Source organism: Endozoicomonas sp. ALC013 (genome assembly GCF_049310205.1).
Taxonomy (GTDB): domain Bacteria; phylum Pseudomonadota; class Gammaproteobacteria; order Pseudomonadales; family Endozoicomonadaceae; genus Endozoicomonas.
In genome coordinates, this window is the sequence record NZ_JBLYNS010000049.1 from 24,584 (window position 1) to 33,459 (window position 8,876).

An 8,876-nucleotide genomic window follows, 5' to 3' on the forward strand; every position below is an offset into this window, starting at 1 on the left:
GGCTGGGTTGAGCTGAAGAAACAGACCCCCTATTTTGAAACGATAGTAACTTGCAGACGCATTCTCAGAAAGACAACGCCGTGGAATGATATGGCACTCTTCTTTAAAGAAGCTGACAAGCATATTAAATAGAGCTCAATTGATATCCAGGCAAAGTTATGAATATCAGCCACTTTTCTGTGGCTTTTTTGTCATCATCACAACAAAACGCATAATGCATCAAGCTAGAACAACCGCTATCAATGTTAATCTGATAATTCTAAAAAAACATTAAAAACAAATATTATTGAACAACAATAAAGTTACATAACTGTTTTAGTGACATATTTTAATATTCAAAATATATTCAAGACATCTACCTTAGCAATCAAATTCAAAAGAAAAATTTTACCTGTTTCTTAATTTACACTCCCCGTGTTTATGCTTTAGAACCAACCACCCTTAATAAAAATTGTTCTTTAGTACACCAAATGAAAATGGCAGAAACCAAATTTGTGTTCTATATAAACTCACTGATTAATAACGAAACGCTGTTTTTAATATTTACTCTGAGTTCAAACTTTAAGGTGTCCTATCTTATTTACTCAGAAATTAAACTATTTTAGCAACGCTTCCTTATTTCGAGCCTGATCTATTGCACATAGATAAGGCTTGTAATTTCTTGTACACACATTTGATATGGAATAACCATGAAAAAGATAACGTCACTATTAACCGCGCTTGCGGTTTCTGCAGTTTCTTCATTTGCCCTGGCTACCGGGTGGGATGATGGCTGGTCGGAGAATGATATTTTTGTTGGCCTTGAAGGAGGCTATGCCAAGACCAAAGTGAAGCTTGACGGTTCCGGCACATCGGTTGATGACAGTGACAATACTGGCTTTTTCGGGCTTCGCCTTGGCGGCTTTATGGATGACGAGGCCAGAGTCTATTTCACTGCTGGTTATCTTAAGCCGAAAGACGCTCAATGGGGCTCTAACGGTGTCGATTTTAAAGTTCACGACATTAAGCAGCTTAACCTTCTGGTTTCTGCCGATTATCTATTTATGCCTGAATGGGATGTTCAGCCGTTTGTTGGTTTAACCCTTGGTGCCACAGAAACAAAAGCCAGTGGTTCCTTTACTACTCCCGACGACAAGACAGTTGAAGACAGTTTTAAAAAGAAATGGGGTTTTGCCTACGGAGCCCAGGCAGGTGTAATTTATCAGATTGACAATATCGATCTGGAAGCTGGCGTAAAATACCTGACCAACGGCATTTCTAACCATTTCCAGGGGCTTGAGGATACCAAACTGAAAGTAAACGACTCTTGCCAAGCTTACGTTGCCGCATCCATCCACTTTTAAATGACTCACCAAAGGCCCTGCTCCGTTATGAAGTCAGGGTCTTTTTTTAACTACTCCCTGATCACATGCGGCACAAACCTTGAGCTGTCCCTGGTTATCACCGAGTTATCTTCCCTTATACCAATGCCTGCCGGACGATCAGCAATAACCCAGCTGCCGATCAGCGTGTGGTTTCCGGCAAATACCGGCAGAGGCTGATATTTCTGTAGAACATAGCCACTATCGACATAGGGCCCATCAACGGTCACCGTCGTCTTACCATTGTCCATCACCGCGATGTTTGCACCTTCTCTGGAAAAAACCGGTTTCTTAACGTAATGACTTCCCAGGTCATCTCCCGGTTTTTCATCCTCGAAATAGCAGGGTAAAAGATTAGGGTGTCCTTTGAATTCCTGCCACAGAAGGGGAAGGATTGCCTTATTTGACAGAATGGCCTTCCACGGAGGTTCAAAAAATAATGTATCGCTGCCCGGAAGGTAACTCCCGAACGCTTCTTCAAACATAAACTCCCAAGGGTAGAGTTTAAACATTCCGGGAATGGTTCTATCTTCCAGGTCGGTAAACTGGCCCTCCGGACTGATACCGATGTCCTCAGTGTAAATAAACTGTGTACCAAGTCCTGCCTGAACAGCACAGTCACGGAAGTATTCAACCGTTCCATAGTCTTCTTCGGAGTCTTGACTGCAAGAGAAGTAAAGTGGCTCACCGGCCATCTTCTGCTTTTTCAGTAACACCAGTGCTTCAATCAGCATTTCCTGAATGATATTGAACTGATCGATCTCTGGCGGAAGCTTCTTCTCTTCCACCATCTGCTCCAGCCAGAGCCATTGAAAAAAAGCAGACTCATATAATGACGTAGGCGTGTCTGCGTTATATTCATAGAACTTTGCAGGTGATTGACCATCGTAGGAGAAATCCATTCGTCCATACAGATGGGAATCCCTTCTCAACCAGGACTCACGCACATAGTCCCAGAAAAATCGGGGAATTCGCAGACGCTCCATCAGTTGTTCTGAATTCACAGCTTTATCCACAAGGTGCAGGCACATCTGGTGGATCTCTGCGGTAGGATCTTCAATATCCTGCTCGACCTGCTTTATAGTGAACTGATAATAAGCAGTCTCATCCCAATAGGCTTCCCCACCAATGGTGTGGAACTTAAACCCAAGGGACTCCGCCAGTCTGGTCCAATCTTTTCTTGGCGCAGAGGTAATACGCAGCATTATCCCCCCCAGCTTCCTCTTGCGGCAGAACGGCTGCCAAAACCACCACGCTTCATAGTAGTACTTTTTATTGAAGGCTTGGTCAAAGAAGGCTTGGCCGTTGCTTTTTTATCAACGATGACCTTTCCCTGCTGATAACTGCTGCCAACCCTATCGTAGTTACCCGTCCGGAAAAAACCGCCGCTCCCAAGATAGAGAGGAATAACCGTAAAAGAGCTTCTGCTCGAGCCAGGCTCTGCGGCAAGCATAAAGCCTTCCATGGTTGGAATATACTCTCCGGAAGCCAGTTGCTGGCATGTCGTGCCGAAGTCCTGCTGGCAGTCTGAGGCGGCATTATATTTGGGTGCCATCATTAAATGGTTCTGCCAGGCCTTGTTGTGTTCATACCGGCAAACTGAATCGGATATCACGCCATCACTGATGCAACTGGCTACGTCTTTATAAACCAGCGCTTCTCTGGCGGAATCTGTGCAGCCACTGAGCACAAACGGAGCGGTTCCCATAATGGCAAGCTGCAACTTCTTTGAACGCTTCATTATTCCCTTAACTCCGGTACTAATAGGTCAAACAGGCAGCGTTCAATAAACCGGCTGCGATTGATACTCCCCCCAGCCAGATACCAGAAGCCAGCTTATTGTCTGCAATATGCTCTGAGATTTGCGGAATAAACAGTCTTAGTCCAAAAAATGTAGCCAACTGAACAATCAGGGCAACACCGCCCCAGAGCGCCATATCCACCAGGTCAATCGAGTTTTCAATGACACTGGCCAGGGGCAGAACAAAGCCGATTAAACTGCCAGCAAAAGCAATGGCAGCAGCCGGCACATCCGCCCTGATCAATTTCATCTCTTCATGGGGAGTACACCAAGTGTAAACCAGGACATAAATCCCCGTTAATACCAGCGCAACGGCAAAATAGGCAAGAAAAAGAGGAACTCCGGCTAAATAGTCGGTAATGGCGATCATATTGTTACATCCTGAACATTATTGGAACTGACTGACAAGGATACCCTTGCCAGACCGGAAATTCATTCATGCCGTATTGGTCAAGTGATCGTCATGGCTGAAAGATCAAGATCAAACCCTAAACTTACGACAGCTGTTGCTTCATCCTCACCACTGAACTCAAGGGACGCCAGAAGATACTCATAACGCTCACTGCCACTGATTTGTCGCTGATAGAGCATGGCCAGATGGTCTACATCATAAGCCGTTACCGACTCATCACGACTGTGAACCGTTTCCGTGAAATTGACCGGTTCAATCCGACCGGGAACCGCCTCATCCCAGACCCGGCGGTAATCTGTTTCATTCAGCTCAAAGTGCTTATCACCAATCAAACCGGAGTCACTGACCCAAAGGCTCGCACCGCTCTCACTGGCAATATTATGGGTTTGTGCAAAGACAAAGAATTTTATGTCATCAATGTTCTGCGTTTCATAACCGCCACTGGTTGATATCTGAATAAAGCCATCATCCGACGTATAAAAGCGGCACAGCGAAGCACCGGCCCCTAAATCAATGAAGCCTGCTGCCTCAATCGTCTGAATCCCTTCTGGCAAGGTGAATCCCAACTGCTCACGGATCATCTGGAAAGGTAACAAATCCAATTCAACCGCAGTTCCCAACCGCAAATTAAGCGGCGATGGTAAAACAACACTCTTGCTTTCGTCTTCTTTCTTACGCTTAAACCAGTCAAAGATCATAAAAACAAACCACCCTTTGAAACGCTTGATAGAGAAATCGGGACTATACTCTTAAACCCCTGACAGATGGCTACGAATAGAAAGAGAACGTGTTATGTCTGAGTCATCACTGGCGCTATTTCTGATAGCGACCCTGATCCTTTCCCTGGCTCCGGGTCCGGATTTACTGTATATCACCACCCGTGGGCTTTCCCAGGGAGCCATGGCTGGATTCATTTCTGCACTGGGTGTGCATACCGGTGTGCTTATCCATACTATCATTGCATCTCTCGGGCTATCTGCCCTGATAGCCTCATCCACCATGGGCTTTTCGCTGATTAAATATGCCGGGGCGGCTTATCTCTGTTACCTGGGAATCGGAACGCTCTTTTTTTCGAAAGGTGAGCATAGCAATGAACAGTGTATTTCCAACGCCGCCCTGAAAAAGATTTTTTATCAGGGTGTGATTACAGATGTGCTGAATCCGAAAGTCATTCTTTTTTTTCTGGCTTTTTTTCCACAATTCATTGATCCGTCGAGCCCCTCGGCTCACATTGATATCTTAATGCTTGGCCTGACGTTTGTGCTGGTAGCCTTTCCGATTGATGCAGCTGTTGGGCTGTTTGCTGGCAGTGTTGGCAAACAAATACTCCACTGCAAGCAACGCATGCAGTGGGGCAAATGGATGACTGGCTCAGCGTTCATTCTTCTCGGCATCGGGACCGCGTTTACCTCACCCCCATCATGACTAACCCTGACGAGCCTTCAGACGTTCCAATACGCTGGAGGCATCAGCATCACCCTTGGTGATACCCGCCGCCTTGAGTTTGGCCTGCAGATCATTCTCAGCAGTATCACCGGAAAGTTCACTGGCCGCTTCCATCTGGGCAGCCCTCTCTGCCTGCCGTTGTTTGATTCGTTCCAGAGAATCCGTTGCCGTCGCCATTTTTGAGTTAACACCGCTGTGTTTGGCGGCACAGGCAGCCTGTGCTTTTTGTACGGACTCTGTCGCTTTAACCGTATCAACCTGCTGCTTGAGACGACGAAGGTTGGCTTCTGCATCCGTAATGGCCTTTTTCAGGCTGACGATGCTGCCCGCAAAGCTCTTTTCCATTTCCAGTTCTGAATGAAGCTGCGCCTCATACTCGGCAATCTTGCTGGCAACGTCTGTGGCCAGCGATTCATCGCCCTGATCCAGGGCTTTTATGGCGTAGCCTTCATATTCAGCCACTTTTTCCTTCAGCTCGGCACACTTTTGTGAGGAGAGTTTTTGCTTGGCCATGATGCCAGCCAACTGAGTCTTGGACTGCTGCAGCTGATCACTCGCCTCACGAATTTCCTGATCCAGAATACGCAAAGCATTGCTGTCTGCAATCGCTTCACCGACTTCGTTGGTCGCCCCTTTCAGGGCCGTCATCACTTTACTCCAAATGCTCATGGTATTTACCTGTTTTAATGCTTGATGGTATTAAGCCACTGACTCAGAAGTCAGGTGATTCCCATAGGCTTCTGTCGCCTTGATGGCATTGGCTGCCAGTGTTTCTATTTCCTGCACGATATTCTGCAGTGAAGACGATGAACTCAGTGCACCAAAAATGGTGTAGTACTCATTGCCATCCGGAAAGCGATCCAGACTGATCGTCGACAGCGGAAATAATTTGTGAGTACGCAAAACCTCATCATTTAACGCAACCGGGTCCTTGACCAGTGAAAAAGGCCAGAGCACCGCATCGGCAATGATCTGCTCCCCGGAAACCGTCAGGTAGATAGGCAGATCACCAAACTCAACCATACTGATTTCCAGACAGGGCTCAGTCCCATCCACCAGATTCAACACCGCATTACCACTGGTACTCAGTGGGTCATTAGCCAACGCTTCGTATAAGCTTTGAATCGTCCAAACACTTGATGACTGGGTCATGATGGTAGGTCCTGGTGGTTGATAGGAATCGATTTGCCGTAGTTGCTGCTCAATGTCCCGCAGCAGGCTGGCGTTTTCTGGCATAATCCAGATTTCTTTTTTTACCAGCCCCTGCTCTCTCATCCTGGAGCGAAACTGTCGCTGATAATGTGCAGCGTTTTTCCGCAAGGCCATGAATGAACTCTCTGTATTAGTGGATTGCCTGACCAGTTCAGTGATCAGGCAATCCATTACATGTAACAAATATTACATGTAATATAAAGGTCGTATTGTTTTTTTCAACTGCCTGCTATGTAAACTTTTTATCACGCTTGCGAAAAGATAGCGTCTTATCGTCGCCAATACGCCGACGTAAACATCACCAGAACGGTAATGACCTCCAATCGTCCCATCAGCATGCCCGCTGCCAATACCCACTTGGCCATATCAGGCAGTGGTGCAAAGTTACCGGAAGGACCAATAATGTCTCCAAGCCCCGGCCCAACGTTGGCAATGGCTGTGACCGCTCCTGTCAGGCTGGTAATAAAGTCCAGCCCCATCAAACTGAGTAGCAGTGTGATGATGCCTGTCAGCATCAGAAAGAAAAAAGTAAACCCGACAAATGAGCGAATAATATCAGAGGTCAGTGGCTGACCATTGTATTTCATGCTGAAGCAGGCCCGGGGGTGGCTCAACAGCTTCAGCTGCACATTAAGCAGCCTCAGCCCCAGCTGAAAGCGAAAGATCTTTACACCGCCAGTGGTAGAGCCTGAGCAACCGCCAATAAAACTCAGGAAGAAAAACGAAGCTCCGGCAAAGCCTCCCCACATTGAGTAGTCGGTAAGGGCAAAGCCAGTGGTACTTATGACAGATGTCGTATTGAAGGCAACCAGATTCAGTGCAGCAAAAACGCCGTAGTCAGAGTTCAGCACTAACCAGGCTGTCATGGTGACCCAGAGAATCCCAATCAGCTTAAGAAAGCCCCGAACCTGACAATCTTTCCATAACGGCTCGGCATTACCCGACAGAAATCTTACTAACAGAACAAAGGGAAGACTGCCCAGCAACATAAAAATGATGCCAGCCCAGTGGATGACAGGGGTGTCAAAATGTGCCATTGATGCATCGGAGGTGGAGAAACCACCGGTTGAGAGCGTTGCCATTGCGTGGTTGATGGCTTCAAAAGCCGTCATTCCTCCCATGTAATAGGCCATGGCACACAATGCGCTCAACCCCAGGTATATCTGAACGATCCGCTTGGCAATCACACCGGATCGGGGCATTACTTTTTCCGACCAGTCGGAAGACTCACTCTGAAACAGACGCATACCACCCACCTTAAGAAAAGGCAGAACCGCAACCGCCATGACAATAAAGCCAATCCCCCCCAACCATTGAAGGACTGAGCGCCACATCAAAATACCCGGATTCATATTATCCAGACCGACCAGCACCGTAGAGCCCGTGGTGGTAATGCCTGACATGGTTTCAAAGAATGCATCAGTAAAGCTGATTTCTGTTTCAAAAATAAAAGGCAGCGCACCAAACACACAGACCAATATCCAGCTTGAGTTGGTCAGCAGGAAAACCTCCCTGGACCGGAATCCAAAGACTTCTGTTTTGCACGACCAGCATAAGATACCACCCACGACAAACGTCAGCAGTGGCGACAGTGTGAAAGCCAGGTAGTGAGCAGGCGTATTAAAAAAAATATTGGTAAACAGCGGGATGCACATCAGTGCCGCCAGCGTCATCAATAAAAGTCCAATGACGTATAGTACAGGTTTGTAATGCATGGTCTTAAAGAAACTTGAGAGCTTTTGCGTTTTGTTCTCGAAAAATAATGATCTGGCTCATCAGGCCTATGGTCTGAAACTTTTTTTGGTTCAGCAGGTCTGAATGACGGGAAAACAGCCAACGGCCAATTATCAGAAAACATTATTATCAGTATGCGCAGGTGTGTCTGTAAAAGCTTACACCTAGCCATTCTGTATATTCCCATACCAATCCATGAGCTAGGAGGCTGTCCGAGAATAGACTGCCCTACTGCGGTGGCAGCAAATTGGTCTAAAAGGTCGGAAATTTTTAGCAAATAGAACCACTATTCACTAAAAATTTCCGACTTTTTATCCTCAATTTTCTGCCATCCTCGCTACGGGCGCTATTCTCGGACAGCCTCCTAGATGATGGGGGAGAAGTCATTGTATCAACCGTCTTAACACAACGGCTGACTATGAAAAACTGAGGTAAATCACCACAGAGGTTGAATAGTTATGGGTACAGACATACATGCATACGCTGAGTTCAGAAATAATTTTGGGCAATGGGAAGAAATCCCGGACTATAAACCTTTAAGCGATCGCGATTATGGTGTTTTTTCATTTGTTGCCGGTGTTCGTTTCAGAAACGACTTCCTATAACTATGACAAGCCCTTGCGAGACAGAAACATTGAAGCGGCTCATGTTCCAGAAGAGTTCGTTACTCATACTGTCAGAGAGGCTCTGGGTGAAGGTTATTTTCAGGACCTGGCCCAACTACAAAAGAGTAAAGCAGAGCGCATCGTCTTTTGGTTTGATTCATGACCCTGCAGATCTGCAAGCCCATGGGAACAGTAGTATCTGAACTCTTACCCTACTCCTTCGTGACTAAACAACAACCTGACTGCATACTTGCCAACAAAAAAATCCCGATAAATTGCTTTATCGGGATTTTCAGCCTTGAGCG

General features: G+C 46.6%; 10 protein-coding genes. 3 read left to right on the forward strand and 7 right to left on the reverse strand.

All coding sequences use genetic code 11. The annotated features are described in order from the left end of the window. Positions 1-689 precede the first annotated feature (689 nt). On the forward strand, positions 690-1,343 hold the full coding sequence (locus tag ACO6V1_RS11125; RefSeq protein ID WP_422444550.1) for an outer membrane beta-barrel protein: 654 nt from the start codon (positions 690-692) through the stop codon (positions 1,341-1,343). 50 nt (positions 1,344-1,393) lie between these two features. Here ACO6V1_RS11125 and ACO6V1_RS11130 read toward each other — a convergent pair whose 3' ends face one another. The 4 genes from ACO6V1_RS11130 to ACO6V1_RS11145 all read right to left on the reverse strand — a co-directional run bounded on the left by ACO6V1_RS11130 (position 1,394) and on the right by ACO6V1_RS11145 (position 4,272). Next, positions 1,394-2,566, reverse strand: coding sequence for a glutathionylspermidine synthase family protein (locus tag ACO6V1_RS11130; RefSeq protein WP_422444548.1), 1,173 nt, complete (start codon positions 2,564-2,566; stop codon positions 1,394-1,396). Further along, positions 2,566-3,102, reverse strand: coding sequence for a DUF1190 domain-containing protein (locus ACO6V1_RS11135; protein ID WP_422444546.1), 537 nt, complete (start codon positions 3,100-3,102; stop codon positions 2,566-2,568). Before ACO6V1_RS11135 ends, ACO6V1_RS11130 begins: the two co-directional genes overlap by 1 nt. 19 nt (positions 3,103-3,121) lie before the next feature. Further along, the gene (locus tag ACO6V1_RS11140; protein WP_101747451.1) at positions 3,122-3,532 is read right to left on the reverse strand and encodes a DUF350 domain-containing protein; all 411 of its coding nucleotides are present in this window, start codon (positions 3,530-3,532) and stop codon (positions 3,122-3,124) included. A gap of 80 nt (positions 3,533-3,612) precedes the next feature. Beyond that, the gene (locus ACO6V1_RS11145) at positions 3,613-4,272 is read right to left on the reverse strand and encodes a DUF2491 family protein (protein WP_422444544.1); all 660 of its coding nucleotides are present in this window, start codon (positions 4,270-4,272) and stop codon (positions 3,613-3,615) included. 94 nt (positions 4,273-4,366) lie between these two features. Here ACO6V1_RS11145 and ACO6V1_RS11150 point away from each other — a divergent pair, with 94 nt between their 5' ends. After that, positions 4,367-4,999 (forward strand): LysE family translocator, encoded by a 633-nt coding sequence (locus tag ACO6V1_RS11150; RefSeq protein WP_422444542.1) that lies wholly within the window; start codon positions 4,367-4,369, stop codon positions 4,997-4,999. Here ACO6V1_RS11150 and ACO6V1_RS11155 read toward each other — a convergent pair whose 3' ends face one another. The 3 genes from ACO6V1_RS11155 to ACO6V1_RS11165 all read right to left on the reverse strand — a co-directional run bounded on the left by ACO6V1_RS11155 (position 5,000) and on the right by ACO6V1_RS11165 (position 7,947). Next, positions 5,000-5,689, reverse strand: a complete 690-nt coding sequence (locus ACO6V1_RS11155; protein WP_269672200.1) for a PspA/IM30 family protein — start codon at positions 5,687-5,689, stop codon at positions 5,000-5,002. It lies immediately after the preceding gene. 30 nt (positions 5,690-5,719) lie between these two features. After that, a complete protein-coding gene (locus ACO6V1_RS11160; RefSeq protein WP_422444540.1) occupies positions 5,720-6,346 on the reverse strand; it encodes a YjfI family protein in 627 nt (208 codons plus the stop codon). 155 nt (positions 6,347-6,501) lie between these two features. Next, positions 6,502-7,947: a TrkH family potassium uptake protein gene (locus tag ACO6V1_RS11165; RefSeq protein WP_422444538.1), complete on the reverse strand. Its 1,446-nt coding sequence runs from the start codon at positions 7,945-7,947 to the stop codon at positions 6,502-6,504. Positions 7,948-8,518: 571 nt separating this feature from the next. On the opposite strand from ACO6V1_RS11165, the gene ACO6V1_RS11170 reads away from it, so the two are divergent. Then, on the forward strand, positions 8,519-8,734 hold the full coding sequence (locus ACO6V1_RS11170) for a hypothetical protein (RefSeq protein ID WP_422444536.1): 216 nt from the start codon (positions 8,519-8,521) through the stop codon (positions 8,732-8,734). Positions 8,735-8,876 lie beyond the last annotated feature (142 nt).